The sequence below is a fragment of the Sphingobacterium sp. BIGb0165 genome, from assembly GCF_024810095.1.
Lineage (GTDB): Bacteria > Bacteroidota > Bacteroidia > Sphingobacteriales > Sphingobacteriaceae > Sphingobacterium > Sphingobacterium detergens.
On sequence record NZ_JANUEB010000009.1, the window covers coordinates 72,630 to 95,538 of the forward strand.

The 22,909-nt window shown below is 41.4% G+C and carries 13 protein-coding genes; 4 read left to right on the forward strand and 9 right to left on the reverse strand.

Annotated elements, in window-relative coordinates; all coding sequences use genetic code 11:
* Nucleotides 1–153: 153 nt before the first annotated feature.
* The 5 genes from M2408_RS20385 to dacB form a co-directional block, all read right to left on the reverse strand.
* Nucleotides 154–630 (reverse strand): GAF domain-containing protein, encoded by a 477-nt coding sequence (locus M2408_RS20385; RefSeq protein ID WP_259186244.1) that lies wholly within the window; start codon nucleotides 628–630, stop codon nucleotides 154–156.
* Between the two features lie 194 nt (nucleotides 631–824).
* Entirely contained in the window at nucleotides 825–2,681 is a 1,857-nt protein-coding gene (locus tag M2408_RS20390) for a beta-N-acetylhexosaminidase (protein ID WP_259186245.1), read from the reverse strand.
* A 646-nt stretch (nucleotides 2,682–3,327) separates the two neighbouring features.
* Nucleotides 3,328–3,909 carry a Holliday junction branch migration protein RuvA gene (gene ruvA / locus M2408_RS20395; protein ID WP_259186247.1) on the reverse strand — a complete coding sequence of 194 codons (582 nt, stop codon included), beginning with the start codon at nucleotides 3,907–3,909 and terminating at the stop codon, nucleotides 3,328–3,330.
* A 33-nt stretch (nucleotides 3,910–3,942) separates the two neighbouring features.
* Nucleotides 3,943–6,225 carry an NADP-dependent malic enzyme gene (locus M2408_RS20400; RefSeq protein WP_120261432.1) on the reverse strand — a complete coding sequence of 761 codons (2,283 nt, stop codon included), beginning with the start codon at nucleotides 6,223–6,225 and terminating at the stop codon, nucleotides 3,943–3,945.
* Nucleotides 6,226–6,318: 93 nt separating this feature from the next.
* A complete protein-coding gene (dacB, locus tag M2408_RS20405; RefSeq protein ID WP_259186249.1) occupies nucleotides 6,319–7,743 on the reverse strand; it encodes a D-alanyl-D-alanine carboxypeptidase/D-alanyl-D-alanine-endopeptidase in 1,425 nt (474 codons plus the stop codon).
* A gap of 176 nt (nucleotides 7,744–7,919) precedes the next feature.
* Between dacB and M2408_RS20410 the strand changes: the two genes are divergently transcribed.
* Nucleotides 7,920–9,695, forward strand: coding sequence for an aminopeptidase P family protein (locus M2408_RS20410; protein ID WP_259186250.1), 1,776 nt, complete (start codon nucleotides 7,920–7,922; stop codon nucleotides 9,693–9,695).
* Between the two features lie 172 nt (nucleotides 9,696–9,867).
* Here the strand turns inward: M2408_RS20410 and M2408_RS20415 are convergent, their stop codons facing one another.
* The 3 genes from M2408_RS20415 to M2408_RS20425 form a co-directional block, all read right to left on the reverse strand.
* Complete coding sequence (locus tag M2408_RS20415; protein ID WP_259186251.1) at nucleotides 9,868–10,272, reverse strand: response regulator; 405 nt, start codon at nucleotides 10,270–10,272, stop codon at nucleotides 9,868–9,870.
* Nucleotides 10,272–12,146, reverse strand: coding sequence for a PAS domain S-box protein (locus M2408_RS20420; protein WP_259186252.1), 1,875 nt, complete (start codon nucleotides 12,144–12,146; stop codon nucleotides 10,272–10,274). The genes M2408_RS20415 and M2408_RS20420 overlap by 1 nt, the downstream gene beginning before the upstream one ends.
* A gap of 372 nt (nucleotides 12,147–12,518) precedes the next feature.
* Nucleotides 12,519–14,312: an alpha-L-fucosidase gene (locus M2408_RS20425; protein WP_259186254.1), complete on the reverse strand. Its 1,794-nt coding sequence runs from the start codon at nucleotides 14,310–14,312 to the stop codon at nucleotides 12,519–12,521.
* A gap of 273 nt (nucleotides 14,313–14,585) precedes the next feature.
* On the opposite strand from M2408_RS20425, the gene M2408_RS20430 reads away from it, so the two are divergent.
* The 3 genes from M2408_RS20430 to M2408_RS20440 all read left to right on the forward strand — a co-directional run bounded on the left by M2408_RS20430 (nucleotide 14,586) and on the right by M2408_RS20440 (nucleotide 21,214).
* Entirely contained in the window at nucleotides 14,586–17,672 is a 3,087-nt protein-coding gene (locus M2408_RS20430) for a TonB-dependent receptor (protein ID WP_259186256.1), read from the forward strand.
* A gap of 99 nt (nucleotides 17,673–17,771) precedes the next feature.
* Nucleotides 17,772–19,328: a RagB/SusD family nutrient uptake outer membrane protein gene (locus tag M2408_RS20435; protein WP_259186258.1), complete on the forward strand. Its 1,557-nt coding sequence runs from the start codon at nucleotides 17,772–17,774 to the stop codon at nucleotides 19,326–19,328.
* Nucleotides 19,322–21,214 (forward strand): alkaline phosphatase, encoded by a 1,893-nt coding sequence (locus M2408_RS20440; protein ID WP_259186260.1) that lies wholly within the window; start codon nucleotides 19,322–19,324, stop codon nucleotides 21,212–21,214. The genes M2408_RS20435 and M2408_RS20440 overlap by 7 nt, the downstream gene beginning before the upstream one ends.
* Before the next feature lie 105 nt (nucleotides 21,215–21,319).
* On the opposite strand, the gene M2408_RS20445 is transcribed toward M2408_RS20440, so the two are convergent.
* On the reverse strand, nucleotides 21,320–22,783 hold the full coding sequence (locus M2408_RS20445; RefSeq protein ID WP_259186262.1) for a hypothetical protein: 1,464 nt from the start codon (nucleotides 22,781–22,783) through the stop codon (nucleotides 21,320–21,322).
* Between the last annotated feature and the right edge of the window lie 126 nt (nucleotides 22,784–22,909).

Sequence of the window (22,909 nt, forward strand, 5' to 3'; positions counted from 1 at the left end):
AATAATCTACTGAAGCTCCCATAAAACATGAGGATATAGTGTCCAATTCTGAGACGTTAGGACTTTATCACATTGTTTTTTTTAACAGGGACTAACGCTGACCTTTGATTTGTATGTCTGGACGATAGATATATTTCTATCGTTATCTAGACACTAATTGTCCAATAACTTCAAGATTTTGGTAAGGTATTTTTCGTCAATTTCATCGAAGCTGTCCAGTTCACTGCTGTCCACATCGAGAACACCAATAATTCCCCCCTCACGACATACGGGCAATACAATTTCAGAGCGTGAAAGAGAGCTACAGGCGATATGTCCAGGGAACAGCTCCACATCGGGTACAATAAGTGTTTTTTCCTGTGCCCAAGCTCCACCGCATACACCCCGTCCTTTTTTTATACGCGTACAGGCGACAGGACCTTGGAAGGGACCGAGCACAAGCTCTTCAGCATTGTCTACAAGATAAAACCCCACCCAAAAGAAATTAAACTGCTCCTTTAACGCTGCCGCGATATTGGCAAGATTTGCAACCTGATTATTTTCTCCCTGTAACAACCCACCTATCTGCGGAAGTAAATTCTGATATTGTTCCTCTTTGCTGCCCTTAGCAATTAGTAGATCCTCAGCCATAAAAATTCTTTTTTTAAATTCTTGTAGAAATACACACTTTCAATAAGACCGTCACGCTTTTAAAAGCACCAACAGCAAAGAAAATAAACTGAAGGTTCTTTCTGCCCCCCGAAAGAGCAGGCAGTTCAAAAAAAAGCGCTAATATCTGCTCAAAGTTAACAGAATATTAGCGCTTTCGCATGGGGTATATTATTTTATTTCTTTGTATTGATAATGTTTACCCGGATGTAATTGCTTCTTTTTCCAGAAGGAGTAATAACGACTGCTTTGAATACACGTTCTTTACTATTTGGAACAGTCACTTTAACTGGACCTGTATACTCTAGATCTAATTCCGAAGGGTCATAGTTATCTAGGGTATAATAGATTTTGGCACCTTCCACAGATGGTTTCAAACCACGGATGGTATATTCTGAAGCGTATACCGTTGTGTCAGAGATACCATAAGCCTCGGGTACACGGTAGAATGTATTTGTCTGATCTAGCTTTGCCAGTTGACGTGCCGCACGTTGCTCGGAGAAGTTCTTCCAGTTTTTCTTTTCCGGCTGCATCCAGGCAATCTCAGACAGCGCCAATACACGTGGTAATACTGTAAACTCTACTTTATTGGAAGAACCGATATATTCCGTCCAGATATTTGCTTGAACACCCAAGACATGTTTCTTGTTATTTTCAGAGATTTTGCTCGGCATAGGATCAGAAGAATATACCTTAGCCAATGTCGAAAGACCTCCAATGCTCAAGGGCTCCCTATTTTGATCAGCTCCTTGTTTGTGATCAAAGTAAAGACCATAGCTATTTGCAGTGATGATGACGTCATGGCCTTGGTTTGCAGCATCGATAGCTCCTTGGTCACCTCTCCAGCTCATAACAGTCGCGTTTGGTGCTAAACCGCCCTCTAAGATCTCATCCCATCCAATGATACGTTTACCTTTGCTATTAATGTATTTTTCCATACGTTGAATAAAATAGCTTTGTAATTCATGCTCATCTTTAAGATTGTTATCCTTGATTCTTTTTTGACAATGCGGACATGTCTTCCATCTTGTTTTAGGACATTCATCGCCACCGATATGAATATATTCGCTAGGGAATAATGGGATTACCTCGTCGATTACATCCTCCAATAGCTTGAATGTTTCTTCTTTTCCGGCACAGAATACATCATCAAATACTCCCCAGGTCTGTGCTGCAGTATACGGTCCCGGTTTATCACCACAACCTAGCTCTGGGTAAGCTGAAAGAGCTGCCAAAGCATGGCCAGGCATCTCGATTTCAGGGATGATGGTAACATACTTAGCTTTGGCGTATGCCACAACTTCTTTGATCTGGTCCTGGGTGTAGAAACCACCATAAGGCGTGTTATCATAGTCACCATCAGTTTTATAGTTACCTAAAAGCGTTTGATTGCGATAGCCACCGATCTGTGTTAGTTTCGGGTGTGATTTTATTTCAATGCGCCATCCTTGATCATCCGTCAAGTGCCAGTGAAAAGTATTCAATTTGTAAGAAGCGAGAATGTCAATGTATTTCTTAACAAATTCTACGGAAAAAAAGTGACGGGAAACATCCAGATGCAGCCCACGGTAGGCAAAACGAGGCTCATCCTGAATGGATGCCTGTGGAATTTCGATGCTTGCTTTTTTGTCTACAGGTAGTAACTGGATCAGCGATTGCATACCATAAAACAGACCTGATGCTTTTCCACTGACCGTAATTTGATCCGAAGCAATGTTAAGTTCGTATGCTTCCGTGTTTGCGGATTTTGCATTTTTTGACGAAAAATAGATGCTATTCTTACCCGGTGACTTAACTAAAGACAGATTGAGGTTGTAGTTACTTTTTAGAAAATCCTGGAATAAAGTGGCAACTTTTTTATCCTCATCGCTGTCAAATGCAATTTTAGTGTTTGTATTGACTTTAAATGACCCGTTTTTGATCTGAACGTGTTGCGGTAGAGGAACAATGTTCAACGTGATGTCTTTCTTTTCTTGCGCAAATACTGCTGCTCCTAAACTTAAAGCGAGCGCAAGTGAAAATAGTTTTTTCATGTGTGAGATTATAACTGAAATACGAAGTGCTAAAAATAAGGTAATAAATACGTTTTAGCAACGCCAGATTGTAACAAATAGGCTGTAGCAACGTGGAGGAAGGTTCTTGTGTGCTTTTGTAACTAATTGATTATGTGTTTGTTTTTGTTAGGGCAATCGTTTGTGTTATCTCCTAGTGATGTACTATAATTATTAAATCCATAACTGTACTTGTTATGCGATAAACTTTATTTTAATTGCTATCATCTCAGGGTTTTACATATATATAAACAGATCAATTAATTATCGGAGCAAATAAGTTCGTGTCAGGGAGAGGCCAAGTTTGAGTTTGCCCTATATTTTCTAGGCTTTTAACACTGGTCTTAAAGGGATATAAAACGGACTTCATCCGTGTTTATCCGAATGAGGTCCCTATAAAGTCCCTGTTAGTTTACTTTCAATTTGTAAATTGTTATCTAGATGTTCGCTGTTCGAAACAGAGTATCGCTATGCAGAATTCGAATTAAGACTGCTGTTGAGAAAATAAAAAAGGAACCCGAAAGTTCCTTTTATAGTATGAGCTATATATTTTGTTCTGTGGGTGTCTAGCGATGAATCAGATCAACAGAGTGTTCGTCAGAGGATCGGCTAAACATGATATCCCATTTTATAGCCTCTTTAGTGCTAATTTGATCATATCCTCTACAGAAAGGTTGCTTTCTGTTTTTAAAATGGTGTTCAATACCTTTTCAGCTGCCACTTTGTTGAAACCTAGCATAACCAGTGCAGACAAAGCTTCGTCTGGTACGGATTGCGATTGAATTGTTGTCGAGAGTGTTTCCACACCCTGTTTTTTCAATTTATCCTGAAGTTCCAGGATCAGACGCTGTGCTGTTTTAGGGCCGATTCCTTTAATTTTCTGAATTAAGGCAACCTGACCATTGACAATGGCAGACTGTATTTCATCAGGTGTATTGGATGAGAGTATCATTCGACCCGTATTGGGGCCGATGCCTGAAACCGAAATCAGATTCTCGAACAGCTTCTTTTCGCCTTCCGTGGCAAAGCCATACAGTGTGTGGGAATCCTCCCTGACTTGCAGCGAAATAAATAATTTGCAGTTTTCCTGATCCTTGATTTGGGAAAAGGTATAAAGAGAGATGTGAACATAGTAGCCAATCCCACTCACGTCAATAATAACATGAGTGGGGGCTTTATATGCTAATTTTCCATTGAAATATTCGTACATAGTAATACGAATATAGGAAGATTTTAAGCGATTCTATAAATTTTTAAGATGAGCTTGAACATCAACTACGGCAATAGTCACCATGTTGACGATTTCACGTACAGAGCTATCCAATTGTAGTACATGGATCGGTTTGTTCATACCCAAAAGAATAGGACCTACAGCTTCCGCTTCACCAACTTCTTGTAATAGTTTATAGGCAATATTGCCTGATTCCAGGTTAGGGAAAACAAGCGTATTTGCCGATTGCCCGTTTAAACAACTGAATGGGAAATTGTCAGTCAACATATCGCTGTTTAAGGCGAAGTTAGCTTGTAGATCACCATCAGCAATGATGTCAGGATGTTGGTCGTGAATAATCTGCGCTGCTGCTCTTACTTTGGTCGGTGTTTTTCCTTCACTGGAGCCAAAATTAGAGTAAGACAATAATGCAATGCGCGGTTGGATATTCATGCGTTTAACAGCTTTGTCCAAAAGCAAGGTGATATCAGCTAGCTCTTGCGCAGTAGGATCCTCATTCACGGTGGTATCACCCATGAAAATAGGACCTTTTTTGGTTAACATCATATACATACCTGCTACACGGCTGCCTGGCTTAGCACCGATAACGTGCAATGCTGGACGAATGGTGTTTGCATAATTTTTGGTCATACCAGAAATCAATGTATCTGCTTCGCCAAACTCAACCAAAGAAGCACCGAAATAGTTGCGGTCAAACATCAGCTTGCGCGCATCGTAACGAGATATTCCTCTACGTTGTCTTTTGTTATAAAGGTGCTCGATGAATTTTTTTGAACGCTCTGTTTCTCCATCAACCTCAGCAACTGGGTCGATAATTTCTACACCATCTAATTCAAAAGCATATTCTTGGATCAGACGTTGGATTTTCTCTTTCTTACCTAAGAGAATTGGAAGCGCAATGCCTTCTTCTTTTACGATTTGAGCGGCACGTAATGTTTTGTAATTATCTGCTTCAGCAAAGACAACACGTTTTGGATCTCTTTTAGCTGCCATCGTTAAATTGCGCATGATCGCATCATCTTTACCTAGACGTTTACGCAATGCATCGCGGTATTTATCCCAATCTTCGATTGCTGTTTTCGCTACACCAGATTCGATCGCTGCTTTTGCTACAGCCATAGAAACCTCTGTGATCAAACGTGGATCGGTAGGTTTAGGAATGATATATTCTTCCGAGAATTTTAAGTTGCTGGTATTGTAAGCTTGATTGACTTCTTCCGGAACTGGTTGTTTCGCGAGATCAGCAATCGCACGTACTGCCGCAATTTTCATCTCCTCATTAATTGCTGTTGCGCGAACATCCAAAGCACCACGGAAAATGTAAGGGAAACCCAATACGTTGTTTACCTGATTTGGATAATCCGAACGGCCAGTACCCATGATAATATCACTACGGGTAGCCATCGCTAAATCGTAAGCAATCTCCGGATTTGGATTGGCCATCGCCAAAACAATTGGATTAGGAGCCATTGATAACAACATCTCTGCTGACATGACATCCGCAGCCGATAACCCGATAAATACATCAGAGTCTTTTACGGCATCTGCTAGGGTATGGATATCGCGATCAGTAGCGTATTGTGCTTTCATGCTATCCAGATTTTCTCTATCTGTACGGATAACACCTTTACTGTCTAGCATCACAATGTTTTCTTTGCTTGCGCCTACAGAAATATACATTGCTGTACAAGACATCGCAGCAGCACCGGCACCATTAACGACGATTTTTACTTTGGAGATATCTTTTCCGATAATTTCACAGGCATTGATCAAGGCTGCACCCGAAATGATTGCTGTACCGTGTTGATCATCGTGCATAACGGGAATCGTCATTTCCTCTTTCAGGCGACGCTCAATTTCAAAACATTCAGGAGCTTTGATATCTTCCAGGTTAATACCTCCGAAAGTTGGCTCCAATGCTTTTACAATTTTCACGAACTCGTCAACATTTTTGGTGTCCACTTCAATGTCAAATACATCGATGTCAGCAAAAATTTTGAACAATAAACCTTTTCCTTCCATGACAGGTTTACCTGCTTGAGCGCCGATATCACCTAGGCCCAATACAGCTGTACCGTTACTGATAACAGCAACAAGGTTCCCTTTTGCGGTATATTTATAAGCATCTTCTTTATTCTCGGCAATAGCCAAACATGGCTCCGCTACGCCAGGAGAATATGCTAATGATAAGTCTCTTTGCGAATTTGTTGGTTTTGTCGGAACAACAGCTATTTTTCCAGGTCTACCCATTGAGTGGTAATTTAACGCTGCCTGTTTACGATTAGTGTTACTCATTACGATTTTATTAATTTAAGGCTACAAATCTATCATTCTTTTTGATATTTGGAAATATTTGCCAATATCTTATTATAAATAGACAATAATATGTTATTTTAAAATGTCAAGCAATTTAAACATTTGCTTGCGCATATTGGACCCTGATCCCGAATAATTATTGACCAATAGCGTATAGGTAAAGGATTGCCCATTTTTATTGGTGTGAACACCGGTATACCCCAGTACGCCACCGATTGTTCCACTCTTCATCTTCATGTCGTTGTAGGTCGGCAGACTTTCGTAGAATACAGGATACCAATTTTGCTTTTGTGCGTACTGCATGATTTTGTTCATGGCGAGTGTGGTGACCCTATTTTGCGGCGAAAGCCCCGAACCGTCCATACTGTTGAGTTCGCTTGGCTTGATCCCTAATTTGGCGTTCCAGTACTTCTGTATGTAATTGGCTCCATCATCCGTTCCTGTTTTTCCTGCAGTGGTATAGGCGACAGCTTTTAATAGGGCTTCCCCATAGAGGTTGATGCTTTTTTGGTTAAACCAATAGACAATTTTATCCATGGTAGGGGACAGGTGGACATCCAGTGTTTGTTTCTGGGATACGTCTATTGAATCCATCTTCGCTCCTGTTGCGGGTGGTTGGATTGCAAGGATACCCTGTTTGTTGAGACCTTCATTCAGTTGAAAAGCCAGATCATATGCGGGGTCGGGGGAAGCGAGCTCGATGGTTTTCTTTAAATCCTGCCCATAAGTACCGCGGACAAATATCTTGGTAGAATAAGGCGCTGCATAGGCATAGACATTGTCTCCACTGCCTGCTCTACCTGTTGTGGTTTCGTTGATAATCTGCAGATAGGGAGCTTGGACCGTGTAATTGACGATTTCAGCTTTTGCACCCACTTTGGCCGCCGGACTAAAATCAATCCCAAAAGCATTTTCATGCCAGTTGAGTGATGAAATGCCAGCACCGTAATAATTACCCATATCTGTCCAGATCCATCCCCCGGGGAGCTGATTGCCGTTGTAAAGACGGTCATCAGCAATTACTGCTCCATTGATACTTCGTATCCCAGCGTTTTGAATAGCTGTGATCCATTTGTTCAGCACGATAGCTGCTTTGGTCTCTGGGTAACGGTCGCTGCCCAATGTAGGGTCACCAGTCCCTGTTACAATGATGTTGCCATTCAGGATACCGGTTTCATCTATGGTACCGGTATAGTATAAGGTGGTTTTAAATTGATAATTCTTGCCCAGAAAATCCAATGCTGTCGCCGCGGTAATCACTTTCATGGTGGAAGCTGTGGCTAGCCCGATATTTTCATTGACAGCATAGATAGTCTGTCCTGTCTTTCCGTCAAATACCGTTAAAGAACTGATACCGTTTTTTAAGTTTTCCTGATTTTGAAACTGATTAAATGCGTCTTGGATTTTGGCTCGGATATCCTGTGCAAATAAAGAACTTGTCATGCCGGTCAGTGCATAGGTCGATAGTGCAATGGAATATAATGCAAATTTTTTCATTAACATGTAATTTCGTCGGACCTTATACGGTCCGGTTATTTGATATTCTACATTTGGTGCGATGGGCGTACAACTTTAATGTATGCATATACGCGTTGACTTGTTTGTTTTATTTGGCTTAAAGTTAGGCATTCGACCCTAAAAAATCCTAACTTGCATAAAATTGTATAGACGACATGAAGCATATCGAAAAATTAGCTGCTATTCGTGAGGCTATGAAGATTCAAGGAATCGATGGATATATTATCCCATCATCAGATCCTCATATCAGTGAATATTTACCAGAACGTTACAAATGTATTGCTTGGGCATCAGGGTTTACAGGATCTGCAGGTACCTTGGCAATCACACAAGATTTTGCGGGTCTTTGGACAGATTCGCGTTATTTTGTCCAGGCAGTGGAGCAATTGGAAGGAACCGGTTTTGAATTGGTTAAACTGAAAGTCCAGGCAGCGGCGGAGTATGCGGATTGGTTAGGAGAGAAATTGAATGCAGGAGCGAAAGTTGCTTTTGACGGAAATCTGGCGTCACTCTTGGTGGCTCAATCTGTCAAAGGAGTCTTGGAACCCTTGGATATTCAGGTGGATGGTCATGTTGATTTACTAGCTGATTTATGGGCAGGTAGACCAGAGTTGCCAAAAGCGCCGGCCTACTTGTTGCCGGAAAGTACAACAGGACAATCTACCGTGGCGAAGATTGAAGCTGTACGGGCTGAAATGAAGAAAAATCGGACCGATGCACATTTAATATCTTCTTTAGATGATCTTGCTTGGCTACTTAATATCCGTGGTCAGGATGTACCTTGCAATCCAGTTGTTTTAGGGTTTGTATTGATCACTGCTGATACTGCGACACTTTACATCGAACCATCGAAATTGAGCGCCGAAACCGTTGCTGAATTAGGAAGCTATGGCGTTGAAATCGCTGCATATGACAATATCTATCAGACAATCGAGACATTGCAGGCAAAGGCTATCTTGATTGACCCAAAACGCACCTGCTTTGCGATGTTTGATAGCGTTCCCGAAAGCGTTAAAATAGTCGAAAAAATAAATCCTTCTACGACTTTAAAAGCAATTAAGAATAAAGTAGAAGTTGAAAATAACAGGCATACTTTTGTAAAAGACGGTGTTGCACTTACCAAGTTTTTTAAATGGTTGGAAGAAAACGTTGCCAGCGAAGAGCTGTCTGAACTGTCCATTGCAGATAAATTACGTGGATTTCGTGAGAGCCAAGAGGGATTTGTTGATGTTTCTTTCACAACAATCGCAGGCTACCTGGACCATGGTGCATTGCCACATTATTCGGCGAATGAGAAATCCAATTATACCTTACGTCCAAAGGGCTTGTTGTTAGTGGACTCTGGTGGCCAATATAAAACAGGTACAACGGATATTACACGAGTTGTTTCGCTCGGCGGACTTACCCAGGAGGAAAAAGAGGACTATACCTTGGTGCTGAAGGGCACAATAGAGGGCTCGCAGGCAATTTTTCCTGTAGGCACCCGAGGGTATCAAATCGATGCGATTACCCGCCGTCCATTGTGGGAGACTTTGCGTAATTATGGTCACGGTACAGGCCATGGCGTTGGATTTTTCTTAAATGTACATGAAGGACCGCAGACATTTAATGCTGCTGCGATAGATGTTGCTGTTGAACCGGGTATGATTACCTCCATTGAACCTGGTCTATACCGTGTTGGCAAGCATGGTATCCGCATCGAGAATTTGGTGTTGACTCGTAAAGCGGGTTCCTCGGAATTTGGCGACTTCTTGGATTTTGAGACATTGACAATATGTTATATTGCGACAGACTTGATTGAGAAATCCCTTTTGGAAAAAAGACATCTTTCATGGTTGAATAATTACAATCAATGGGTATTTGATCAGTTATCAACGCATCTTTCAAGTGAGGAAAAGAATTGGCTTGCCGAAAAATGTAAGGCGATCTAATAATGTAAATAAAAATAGGAACCTGTATCTTACATGTTCCTATTTTTTTATTCAACTAATATGAGTTGCTCATATTAACGGTTTGATAGCATATTCGGGCAAGTCAATAACGTTCTGTTTTAAACGTCTGGAGGCAATCCACGGCTTCTTCTATTGAGCATAGAAATCCTTTTCAGCTCTGTCTCAGAATTTCATATAATAATTCCTTGCCAAAAGGCTTCAGGATAAAATCACTTATAAAAGGATAATTTGCCAGTTGTTCCTGATCACTTTTACTCGTGGAAGAGCTGATAATAAAAATCTTGGTTTTATTAATGAAATCGCTTTTATCTTCTAAAACGTCCATCAATTCCCAACCCGTCATAAAAGGCATATTGATGTCAACAAATAATATGGGTTGCCCCAAAGATGCACTGATATCATGTGTGTCTAAAAAATCCAATGCATCCAATGCATTTTTAAAAGGTTGAAATTCAATGGGGTAATCTGAAAATCCCTGAAGCATATAGCCAAAAATAGTGCGTAATATCGCATTGTCGTCTATGAGGATGATTTTTCTTTTATTTTCCTGATTCATTACGTTCTTTCTAAAAATTTGACTGAAAAGACACTGCCTTCGTTCGGTTCACTTTGTACATCTATTTTGCCCCCCAGTGACTCCACCTGATAGCGTGTGAGAAATAATCCGATACCCTTACTCTCAAAGCCACGATGGAAAACTTTCTTGAACATGAAAAGCTGGGATTTGTATTTTGGTAGATTGATGCCCAGTCCATTGTCCCTGACGGTTAGCAATGTGCCATCCTCTACCATGGAAGTACTGACTTCAATATGTGGTGCTTTGCCAGGGGCTGTAAACCGGAGGGAATTGCTGATGAGATTGCTCAGAATGCTTTCTAGATAGATCTTGGGGTAGTGAATATGTTTTACATTGAATGCTACTGAAATCGTTGCATTCTTCAATTGTATTTCTTCAATATACTGTTGTTTTACTTTCAGATATACATCGTTGAAATTGCAATTTTCGAATACAAGCGATTTATTTGAACGTAATTCAAGGATCTCGGCCAAGTCGTGTAAGGTTTCGGTGAGTTGTTCACTGCTAATTTTTAAAAGATCTAAAAAATCAGCCTTGACCTTTTCATCTTTCGAAATTTTGAGTTCATCGATGAGCATTGGCATATTGCTCAAGGGACCCTTTAGGTTATGAGCAAGGATATTGGCAAATTCCTCCAATTGTCTGACTTTGGTCTCAAGGTCAATTTTAACCAAATCTGATTCTATTTTCTGTCGCTTTAATATCTCGATATTTTTCTTCGATTCGGAAATATCCTGGACCTGAACGATCAGAAACAATGGCGTATTGGTGTTGTCAAAAACTGCAGCAATCGTGACTGAACACCATACAAAATGCCCTAGTTTGTGCCGGTAACGCTTCTGTATGGTGAAGCTATCGATTTCACCCTGGATAAGCTTTCGACGGAGTTCAATATCACGTTCAACATCATCTGGGTGTGTGTTGTAAGAGAATTTCATTGTTGACATTTCTTCCTGCGTATAGCCAAGTATTTTTGTCAATGTATGGTTAGATTCAATACAATAGCCATCGAGGTTTGTCAATGCAATACCCAAACCCGAGAAATGGAATGCCTGATTGAATTTATGCTCGTTAAATCTTATTTTTTCTGTTGATTCAATCTGTTTAGTAATATCTGAGACAACCAAGGCGACCCGGTTTTGCGTTCGGTGAATGGGCTTTATCTGTAAGCTATACCATCTGTCTTTATGCTGTTCGGAAGGAGACTGAAACTCCATTTTAAACTCGCGGTCAAGCTTTAATGAGTTTTGGATCAGTTGAATTGTCGGTATGGCTAGATCTGCCGGGAAAAGTTCGATCAGGCTTTTATTCAGAAATTCCTCCGGTGGATAGAATAGCAGACTCGGATCGTTTGTCCAATAATTTTTAAATACCCCCATGTCGGAGACTTCAAAAACAAGATCATTGAGTGAGGCAACCAGTAATTGAAGCTGATGTTGTTTATCTTTTAATGCTTGATTCTGATTGACAAGCTTGGAGACATCGATAAAAGACAGCAGCAGATGGGGCTTATTTTCTTCGGTGAATGGAGTAATATGAAATACAAACCACCTAAAGGAGTCTTCCGATGCGATTCCCAGGATTGTTTCCTGATGGACTTGATTGTTGTTAAGTGCAATTTGGAAGGGGGAGCGTTCCGCGCTGAGAGCAGATGCATCCTCAGATGAATAGAATGTGATTAATTCATGTAGTTTTTTGCCCCTAGACTCACTATCGTCTAAGGCTAAAAGTTCACATGCGCGTGGGTTAAGATGTAAAATGGTTCCATCTTCCGAAGTTGTAATCAATCCTTCTAACCCCGAACGTTGCGTTTGAGCGGAAGGTGTAGATAAAGAGTCCCGTTGCAGATGCATTATCCAACAATGTTTAGGATTAATTTACTCATTTATAAGATATGAGACTTGTCTGGTCTCGATTTACAAAATTGGTAACTTTTACCACAAAATAATAAAAAAATATTAAAATAGGTAATTTTTGCATAACGAGTTGCTGGGTAGGTTATTATGTGTAACACGGAAAAGAGCAAATGGTTTTGGAAGGTTTTAAATAAATCCTTTGTAAAATTAATCCAGTCAAAAATGATTTAAAAATATGGATTTAAACTGTTGAGAAAGGTTTTGTGAAAAAGAATATAAAAACAGGTTTCAATTATTAAAAAAGGAAAAAGGACTTATGAAGACAAAACATCATAAGTCCTTTTTTAAATAGTTATTGATCTAAACAGCTCAATTTTTTGTTTTTTCCAGCCATAACCAATTAAACCAGAGTGGAAGCTGTTGTTGACTTTTGTAGGTCAGGATATATTTACCCGGTTTATCAAATTTTAATGTTCCGATACGTTTTTCTACAAATTCTTCCGTGTAGTTGTTTTCATTTGGTTCGACAACCATTTTATTTGTAGGTTCAAAAGTTCCGTTCAGTTGTTGACTAGCTACACTAATTTCGAAGGGAATGTTTTCTTTATTGGGATTGTGCGCAGAGAGATCTATCGCATATATTCCGGCCTCAGTAACCGTCACTTCCCAGTCTATCTTTGTATTTCCCTTGAGGACAGCATGGGTTGGATTTTTGCCATTATAAGGTACGATTTTCAGGTCATTATTGAGGCTATTGGTTGATTTTAGAGAAAAGCCACCAAAAGTGGATTCAGGGACGGTATTTTTGTCCAGTTCCAGAGGACCATCGAAGGTCAATTTTACTTCCGAAACATAATGATCCGGTTGATCCACAGGTAGGTCAATGTGGATTGAGCTCAGTTTCTGCTCATAGCTCAAAGTAGTCGAACTGTTACCTTTCATCACCGCGATATTGGACGGTTTGGATTTGATACCTGTAATGCGAAGTTTGTGATCCAAAGGCCAGTTAAATACATGCGCATACACAACCGTTTTATTTTGTTCGGTTTTTGTGGTCAGGTAACCCCAGTCAAAATGGTTGTTTTTTAAAGAAAGACCAGTACCACCATAGATGCTTTTGCCATAAGTCTTCAACCAAGAGCCTACATCATGTAAACGGCTTACACTTTCGTAAGGAACGGTTCCATCGGCTCGGGGGCCAATATTTAGGGTGAATCCACCATTGAGGCTGACATTTGAAATCAATGATTGGAAGATCTGGCTTGTTGATTTCCACTCGTTTTCCTGTCCATTATATCCCCAGGAGTGGGCAATGGTACCCGGTGTCTCCCAAGGGTGGGCAATATAGTTGCTGCCAAATTGATTGTCACCAAGCGTTTCGAAATCTACATTTTCGGCATCTGTAGGAAGACCTAGACGTGAATTGATCAGGCAGTTCGGTTGCAGCTCGCGGATTAATTTTACGACCTGAAGCAACTGTTCTTTTTTGATGATGGATTTTTGATAGGGGATCCACATATCGAACCATATCAGCGAAATATCGCCGTAGTTGCTCATAAGTTCACGAAGCTGTGGTATTACTTTCTCTTGCCAATACTGATTGTATTGGGCATCGGTTACGTGTCCGGACAATTCTTGCTGATGATTCCAACCATAAGGATGTTCCCAATCGATCCAGTGTGAGTAGTAGAAGCCGAGTTTCATACCATGCTTTTTACAGGCAGCTGCGATTTCTTTGATCACATCGCGGTTGGAGCCACTCAGTTTAGGTAAACTATAGGTTCCGATTTTGGTATCCCATAGCGCCACGCCATCATGATGTTTGGTCGTGATGATCATATATTTCATTCCGGCCTCCTTTGCGAGAAGTACCCATTTTTCTGGGTCTATCTTGTTCCAGTCAAAGCGTTTGGCCAAGCTGCCATATTCTTCTTTCGATACACGGTTGCGGTAGCGTAACCATTCCGCGTAATTATTCATATACCTTAAAGGTTCACCTTTCCACATACCTTCAGCAGCGCTATATAAGCCCCAGTGGATAAACATGCCAAAACGGGCATCTTTAAACCAATCCGCCTTTCCATTGTCCTGAGCAAAAAGTCGTATGGAAGCGCTGATCAGTAACAAACATAAGATCGCGGTTCTTTTGAGTTGTGGTATCATAAAGGTTGTTGTTGTTCGGATTACAAGATAAGTAAAAAAATAGGAATAGTATTTCCAATTCTATTGGAACACAAAAGGGTTGGAAAAATAGTCTGCTAAATCGAATTTTTATTATGTACATACATTTGAAGACATAAAAAAAATTTATATTTTTATGAAAACCAAAAAAAATATACCAATTAAACGAACTGAAGACAGGTTTACATTTTGTTAACATGATGTTAAAATTTTGATAACCCTTAATTTCTACTTTCGCCACACATTATCAATCATATGAATAAATTTCTAATTCTACCACTCGCGCTTGGGATTGTCTATCAGGGACAAGCATTTCCCGTAAAAAAGCCTTTTTCTTCCATTGTTGGAAGCAGTGTCTTTCAGGACCAAATTAAAGGAACAGTTGTCGCGAACAATGGCGTTCCTGTTGCAGGAGTAACAGTTAAAAACGTTCAATCAGGAAAAACAGCAGTAACGGATGCAAGGGGACAATTTCAAGTGTCAGCCAAACAAGGCGAGACCCTTCGCTTTAGTTTTGTTGGGTACAAGTCATTGGACCAGCAGGTGACAGGTAATAGTCTGTCAGTTACCCTGACCGAAGATTCCAGTCAATTGGAGGAAGTAGTGGTGGTTGGTTATGGTACGCAACGGAAAAGTACAGTCTCTGGTGCTGTTGCTACAACAGATTTGAAAGGTACAAACAGCCGTTCAATGGCAGGGATCGGAGAAGTGCTTCAAGGGAAGACGCCCGGTGTTACGGTAACAGCTGAGGGTGGAGATCCCACCTCTAAACCGAGTATCAATATCCGTGGTATGGGCGGTATCAATGGTGAACAGCCTTTGTATGTGGTTGATGGTGTACTCCAGGCAAGGGCTCCGGAGCTCAATCCAAATGATATTCAGGATATCAGTGTATTGAAAGATGCTGCGGCGGCGGTGTATGGAGCACGTGCTTCTGGCGGTGTTATTTTGATTACCACAAAAGGAGGCAAGAACGGAGATTTAAAGATTGATTTCGAAGCTAAATATGGGGTACAAAAAGCCCATAATCTTCTGCGATCGCTGAATGCAGCAGATCGGGCCATGATCTCCAATCAGGCTGCGGACAATGCGGGTGTCGCACGTGACCCAGCTTTTGATGCAAGTAAATATCCGGATGGACAGATCACCCGTACCGATTGGATAGATGAAATTTTCCGTACGGCGCGTGTGCAGGATTATAATCTTTCAGCAAGTGCAGGTAATGAGAAGTCTTCTTTCTACACAGGCTTCAACTACCGAAATGCTGAGGGGATATTGATCAATACGTATTCTAAACGGTACAATTTCCGTGTAAATTCACAGACACAGGTGACCCCTTGGCTGAAATTGGGTGAAAATATTTCCTACTCCTTTACCAACGGGCAGGGCGCCAACACAAGTTCCGGCTATACGGGGGCTGTATTATCTGCCATACACTACCCAAGAAATATATCCGTATATGATGCCGCAGGTAAGTTTTCAGGACTACCGTCGGATCATGGCCCGGGTACCTATGGTGATGTAATTAATCCCGTGGCTTACCTAAGTCGATTGGATGTCAATAACCCCGTACATAACCTATTGATCAATCCCTATATTGAGCTTAAATTGCTGCCGGGATTGAAATTTAAATCAAATTTTGCCTATACGAAGCAATTCACCGATTTCAAGGAATTTACGGCACGTATTCCGGAAATTGGAAAACCCAATATGTCCAATTCCCTCGCCGTTAATACCAATCGTCTGACAGATATCCTGGCCGAGCAGACATTGACCTACGAAAAAGATTTTGGTCTACATCATTTCGACGCCCTAGCAGGATATATGTATCAAAAAACTACGGAAAACTATAGTAATGTGGTGGGTGAAAATTTCGATGATGAAGCCAAAAACTACCGTTACTTGGTCAATGCCGGACGTATTCAGCCCATAGCTGACGGTAAACTGGAACAAGCTTTGGTGTCCTATCTTTTACGTGCAAACTACAATTACGACAATCGTTATATGCTGACTTTGATCGGTCGTCGGGATGGTACGTCATTGGTGGCTAAAGAGAATCAATTCCAAAACTACGGATCGGTTTCCGGGGCATGGGCAATCCATCGGGAGGCATTCCTTTCGGATTCCGAGCTGATCAATACCTTGAAATTAAGAGGAAGTTATGGTGTTTTAGGTAACCTGGGCTCGTTGACTTCCACTGCTGTTAGTCCACTATTACAGCGCGTAGACAATTGGGTTGGCAAAACACCTAGCCTAATGCCCGGATATGTCGAGAAAATTATGGGTAACCCACAGTTAACCTGGGCGCAGTCGAAACAGACGAATGTCGGATTGGATATCGGAGTGTTAAATAATCGTTTGACCCTGAATGCGGACTATTTCGTTAAGCGGACAGATCGTATGTTGATGGAAATCGCCTTACCAGGGACTACAGGTTTGCAAACTAAAACTGTCAATGGTGGTCGTGTAACAGACAAGGGCTTTGAATTTGCATTGACCTATAACAGTAAGTCAGATGCGGCTTTCCAGTATGATATCACGGCTTCAGTCAATAAGATCTCCAATAATGTAGATTATTTGATTGACGATTTCCCGAAAATAACTTCGCAGGTTGACTATCGCGGTATCTTGAAACCTTTGTTGACAGAAGCCGGTCAGCCATTGTATTCCTACTACGGTCTAGAAACAGCTGGCCTGTTCAGATCCAATCAGGAGGCTGAGCAATATAAAAACAGTGCTGGGACCAAAATACAACCCAATGCTCAAGCTGGAGATATGAAATTTGTCGATCAAAATGGGGATGGTAAGATCGATGACAATGACCGTGTATTTTTGGGTAGTGCTTACCCGAATTTTAACTACGGTGTGACTTTCAACGGTAGTTATAAAAACTTTGATGTCAATATTTTCTTCCAGGGTGTGCAAGGGAATAAGCTATTCAATACGTTAAAATATACAGGTTTGAATGCCGCTTCTGGGCAACCTTACAACATGTTCGAAGAAATTAAGAATGCTTACTCCGAGAGTAATCCAAACTCCGATATACCAAGGGTGTCAGTGAAAGACCCGAATGGTAACTTTTCGAATGTGTCCGATTTCTATGTGGAAAATGGATCGTATCTACGTTTAAAAAATCTAACCATAGGCTATACATTGCCGCAGGAACTAACTCAAAGGTATAAGGTACAGAAGCTGCGGTTCTTCGCTTCGGCAACCAATCTGTTTACCGTAACGAAATATACCGGAATGGATCCTGAGGTAGGAATGAACAATTATGGTGTGGATGCGGGCCGTTATCCGCAGTCGCGTACATTTATGTTGGGAGCAGCTGTCACTTTTTAATCTCAAATTTGGATAAAATGAAGGACGATTTAGGTTTTTCAAATCGGTGAACCGAATGACTAAACTTGATTGTCCTGTGAATATTTAAAAAATACTCCAATGAAAAAAATAACTCGAAATATATGTTTTGCCCTGCTTTTAGGAAGTGTGGGAATGTCTTTTCAATCTTGTACCAACAAATTGGATATCCTGCCAGAGGGAGCTCCTTCGAAGGCAAGTTTTTGGAAAACCAAAGAAGATGCGATAAAAGGGGCCAATGGACTCTATTACCTCTATGATGAAGAGGATTTCTATGGACGTGGATTTGCATGGTTCCTGAATGCTAGTGACGATATGGTTACCGGGAGAAACAATGCGCAGGCAGAGAATATCCGTACGTTTAACAGCAATTACATCGGCGGCGGTTACACAGAGTCACAATGGCAAATGCGTTATGCCATTATCAAACAGGCCAATGATGTTTTGCGCTATGTTCCTTCAATCTCCATGGATGAAGCGTTAAAGAAACGTATCTTGGGTGAAGCTAATTTTAATGCTGGTTATATGTACTTCCAGCTGGCTGCGAATTATGCGGACGAACGGGCTGGTGTGCCTATTGTCACCGTTGAAAATATGGACAACGAAAAGGCTACACCAAGAGCTGCCAATATCGAAGAAAATTATCGTCATATAGAAAAGCTGCTGAAAGAGGCAGCTGATCAGCTGCCTTTTTTCAATGAATTGGAAGAAGCGGATTATGGCCGTGCGCATAAGGTAGCGGCATGGGCTGTGCTTTCCAAAATGTACTTGTATAAGAAGGATTATAAAAATGCGATCCTTTATGCCGATATGGTGATCAATCAAGGTAAACGCGGGCTTGCACCTACTTTTAAAGATGTCTTTAAAGCGGCAAATAACTGGGGCCCTGAATACATCTGGTCTGTCACAAGTACAGCTGCAGGAACGGATGGTTGGGGATCGATTTTACCCGGTGTGATGCTGACCAATGGTGCCTGGGGATTTTATAATGGCTGGGGGTATTATATGCCGACAAAGGAACTTTATGATTCTTATGAAGCGGGTGATGAACGTCGTGAAGCAACTATTCTAAAACCGGGCGATAAATTTGTTTTCTTTGGCAAGGAGCGAATATTCGAACCTGCAAGTTCAGCGACCTGTGACATGCAATTCAATAAGTATATGGAGCCTTTCTCGCATACTGATCCAGTAAAAACTGGGCATGTGAGTCCAAATGGAAATCACATGGCTACGGATCTAAATGTGCCTTTGATCCGTTTTGCAGAGATATTATTAATTAAGGCCGAAGCTTCGATTATGCTGAATGGTACTGGGGCGGGGGATAAAGAATTGAATATGATTCGTAAACGTGCCAACCTTATGGAGAAAACCGGTATGACATTGGTGGATTTGAAACGTGAACGTCGTAATGAACTGGCGGGGGAATTTTCAGACCGCCATCGTGATTTAGTACGCTGGGGTGATGCGGAGGCAACCTATGCCAAACCGCTACATACCTATGCGATGAAGAATGGTTCAGGCATGCCGATCGAGTTTGCTGGTCGTAAGTTTGACGCGAAAATTCATCATATATGGGCTGTACCACGTAGGGAAGTGGATAACAGTGGGGGTCTGATTAAACAAAATCAAGGATGGTAAAAGTTCCAAAAGTCTCCCGAAATAAATTGGGTGGCTTATTGATAATCGCTGGCTTGTGTGGAGGACCCTTGGGGTCTTCCGCGCAAACACTCAATGAGAAATTTGAGCAGCTGATGTTCAACCGTGAAAAAGGACAGGCGGGGGCGATCAGCTATGCTGGACATAGTCATAACGATTATTGGCAGAGCCAGCCTTTCTATACGGCCTATTATGCGGGAATGCAATCCATTGAAGCGGATATTTTCCTGCGCAATGGTAAATTGATGGTTGCGCATGATGCAAAGGAAATCAAAACGGAGAATACGCTCAATGCGCTTTATCTGGATCCTGTAGCTAAGCTATACCGCAAAAATGGTGGAACTGCATTTGCTGATAAAGCAAAAAAAATGCAGTTGTTGATTGATATCAAGGAAAACTATAAACAGGTATTGCCAGTTCTTGTCAAGGCGCTTGAACAATATGGCGATCTGTTCAATCCGCTTAAAAATGCCAATGCCGTTAAAGTAATCGTAACAGGTGGGAGACCCAAACCAGATGGATTTAAGGATTATCCCAAATGGTTGTTTTTTGACGGGGAAGTCAATTGGAGCTATGATGCAGCGAGCCTAGCACAGACTGGATTGATCAGTGCTGATCTAAAGGATTATACGGATTGGAACGGTAAGGGATTACCCGAAAATATTCCAGCCATCAAAAAGGCGGTCGCCAAGGCAGATTCGCTGGGACTCCGTTTTCGTTTTTACGGAACACACGACAGTCCCAATGCCTGGCAGCAGCTTATCAATCTCGGCGTGTACTGGATCAATACCGATCATCCCAAGACCTTAGAGTTATTTCTTGATCAGCGTGAACGGTCATCTTTCCAGTCGGCAAAACCACAGGCGATCTATACACCGAGTTTTCAATATGACGGTCAGGACCGTAAGGTGAAACGGATTCTGCTTTTGATTGGAGATGGAATGGGGCTGGCCGCTGTAAAAGCCGCGACATTGGCCAATGGTGGCGCGCTCAATATGACACAGATCAAAACAGTCGGACTTTCGCAGACCGAGGCATTGAATTCGGACAATACCGACTCCGCTGCCGGAGGTTCTGCCATCGCTATAGGGCAGAAAGTAAATAACCGCGCAATTGCTGTCGATGCAAACGGTAAGCCATTGCCCAGCGTAGCTGCGGTGCTGGCCGATCAGGGATGGAAAACAGGGGTGATCAGCATCGGTGATGTGACTGACGCCACTCCCGCAGTATTCTATGCCCATCAGCAGGAACGGAATGAGAGCGAATCCATTTTAGGACAGTTCCAACATTCCACAATGGATTTTATTTTGGGTGGAAAACCTGGATGGTTGCAGAAGAAAAGTGACTGGAAAGGATATGCTGGTGTTTCGATTGTTAAAGATCAGATCAATCAATCCGGTGGTAAGCAGATTGTGTTCCTGTCGGACGAACTTCTTAAGCCTGTGAAAGATGGTCGATCAACGATTTTAAAACAGTCTATGCTGGATGGCATAAAGTTTCTGTCCCGCGACAATAAACCATTCTTTCTGATGGCAGAGTCTGCGCAGATTGACTATGCCGGTCATGCGAATGACCTCAAATACTCAGTCATGGAAACATTGGATTTTGACAAAACGATCGAAGAAGCCTTAAAGTTGGCCGATCAGGATCCAGAGATGCTTGTTGTTGTAACTGCAGATCATGAAACTGGCGGACTCACATTGCTCGATTCTGACCGTAAATCAGGACGTGTGATGGTTAATTTTAGCAGCAACGATCATACGAATGCTTTCGTTCCCGTATTTGCTTACGGAGCCCGCTCGTTTTTATTCCGGGGGGTATACGATAATACAGCTATTTTCCATAAGCTACTGGAGGCTGTGAAGTAAAAATTTTAATTTCCTTTACACTTTTCGCCCCGTTTGTGTATCAAATCACAACGGGGCATTTTTTATCCCTAAAATAATAGCCCGATTTTGCTCCTCCACCTGACATTACTCCTTGTATTCTTTTCCGGTGTAGATGTCTATGTAATAGTAATTATCTTTATTTTCCGTGCCTTTTACCCGTACCAGACCACTTGGGTTGATCGTGTCATAGCTTTTGGTTCCGATCTGCTGTCTTGTTATATTATTGTACAACGTAAAAGGGCCATCTTTTTGTATCTGTAAGGAAAAGATCTGTTGTTTGCCATCCAAGATATCTATATGCTGAAAATTTGGCGGTAGATCCCATTTTTTGGCTTCGGCATTCCAGAGGCCCATGGTTGGATCCTGTTCTCCTTTTTTGACGTTGATGAGGTATAATGCCTCAGTTTGATAGACGTATTTTATTTTTCCTGTTTTCCAATCTTTTTCAAGCGTGTTCTTTGTAAACAACATATGCTTATCGGGCCAGACCAAATAACCCACCTGGTCCAAAATAAAGAAGTCCTTGACATTGATCTCATCCAACAAGTTGCCATCCTTGTCGAGGTACAACCAGTCATAAGCCCAGACCTCATGGTCATAATTAAATCTTCCCAGAATAAAGTAAGGCGAATTGTTGACAGAATACACGAGAGAAACTTCTTTCAGGAAAGCCATCTGTGCTGCAGTAGCCTGTTTGATCTGTTTTGGTAAAGCTTTCTCATATTGCGGGAAAACATAGATAGCATCCGTGTTGTTGTCTTTTAACAATTTGGGTATTGTTGGTTTGTAGCGATCCTGATTGATGGAATCCAGCTGTAAGGGTTGGCCGTTCCAAAACAAGTCTATTTTATCGACACCGACCAGATTGGAAAAAATAGGCCGCTTATGTTGAATATCGTAGATCTCAAAACGATTTTCAGCAGGAGGAATATATCGGCCATTTTCCAAAATCATATCAATTTTTGTACTAAGCTTTTTTAGATGCTGGTTTTTTAGTTCATAAAGGTTCCCATTTAGGACGAAATGTTTATCATCCAGATCGTATGCAGCCGAACTGTATTCGTTTTCGTCATAGGGAACATCTTTGTCCAACAGGATCTGGTCGGTTTCAAGTACACGGATTTCTACCTTAACATAGGTCGCTGTTTTTTTTACGCCACCACCCATGATATTCCAGTTCCAATTCCAGAATGGCAGTTTTTTCTCATGCTCCCGACGTTTCATAAGCAGCGTCACTTGGCCTAGTGGTTGTAACCCAAGATCAGTATCAGAATAATTTTCGATAAAATCTCCCTTTGAATTAATTAAAGCATGCTGGTTCTTCTCGTTTGAGACGATAGCGTAACCAGTGTGGGTAAAAGGTTCTGCCCCATAAAATTTTTGTGTCAGCTGCTTCCGGAGCGAGCTGTCCACATAGACGAATTGTTTGTCCTTGGTCTGCATCGGAACCCAATGGATAGATTTTAACGATGAATTTATGGCGGACTCTTGGGCACAGGCTGTCATACAAAGAATGGTTGTTAAACCTACTAATATTGATTTGATCATCTTTTTTCTTTTTAATTGAAAGCGTTCGCTGTTAAAAGAGCAACGAAAAGTTTCGTATATGCTCATTATGCCAATGCAACGCTTTATGACAGGATTCATGTTAAATACAGGGATCCTGAGGCTAAA